The following is a 1,098-nucleotide window of genomic DNA, read 5'->3' as shown; positions in this document are numbered from 1 at the left end:
TCAAGTCCTGAGAGAGCTCATCGACGAGCATCGCGATACGTTCGGGGTCGAGCCGATCTGCAAGGTTTTGCAGATCTCCCCGTCCGGGTATCGACGGCATGCGGCGCTTCGTCGCGAGCCGGGACGGCGCTGCGCACGAGCGCAGAGCGATGACATTCTTGCAACAGAGATCAAGCGCGTCTGGCAAGCCAACATGCAGGTCTACGGCGCCGAGAAGGTCTGGCGGCAGTTGGCTCGCGAAGGCACAGCGGCGGCCCGATGCACGGTTGAACGGCTGATGAAACGCCTCGGACTTCGCGGCGTCATGCGGGGCAAAGTCGTACGAACGACGATCAGCGACCGCAGGGCGCCATGCCCGCTGGACAAAGTCAACCGGCAGTTCAAGGCCGACAGGCCGAATCAGCTTTGGGTCTCGGACTTCACGTACGTCTCGACCTGGCAAGGCTGGCAATACGTGGCCTTCGTCATCGACGTCTACGCCAGACGCATCGTAGGCTGGCGAGTCAGCAGTTCGATGACGACAGACTTCGTCCTTGATGCCCTGGAGCAGGCACTGTACGCAAGGCAGCCGGAACGCGATCGAAGCCTTGTGGCGCACTCCGACAGGGGCTCGCAATACGTCTCCGTCCGCTACAGCGAGCGGTTAGCAGAGGCCGGCGTGGAGCCGTCGGTTGGCAGCAAAGGCGACAGCTACGACAACGCTCTGGCCGAGACGATCAACGGTCTCTACAAGGCCGAATTGATCCATCGCCGGGCGCCTTGGAAGACGAAGGAGTCCTTGGAACTCGCGACGCTCGAATGGGTGTCTTGGTTCAATCACCATCGACTGCTGGAGCCCATTGGCTACATCCCGCCTGCCGAGGCTGAGGCAAACTACTACCGGCGTCTCGCCGAGCAGGCCGCCATACCGGCCTGACTTAAACCAACTGGCCTCTACGAAACCCGGGCCGCTTCAGTCCAGCCTCAAGCGATACCACCCGCGGCGTCTTGGAAGCTTCGGAGAGGGAGACCATCTTTGCTCACACCTGGCGGCGTTCTATGGTCGTCTGCTCAACGGCACCTCGCGTCGGATCCGACTCGACGATCAGGAACTAAGCC

Annotated in this window: 1 protein-coding gene and 1 other annotated feature; the gene reads left to right on the top strand. The window is 61.8% G+C overall.

All coding sequences use genetic code 11. The features are described from left to right. Positions 1-82: a sequence feature (AL1L pseudoknot), on the top strand. This feature is flagged as partial in the annotation. Further along, the coding region (locus tag AC097P_RS24710; RefSeq protein WP_479613058.1) for an IS3 family transposase at positions 1-916 on the top strand (916 nt) is incomplete at its 5' end. Its footprint overlaps the feature before it by 82 nt. Positions 917-1,098: the final 182 nt, after the last annotated feature.

The organism is Rhodoferax sp. ZS1R8 (genome assembly GCF_056521325.1).
This window is presented reverse-complemented; position numbering and strand designations above follow the sequence as displayed.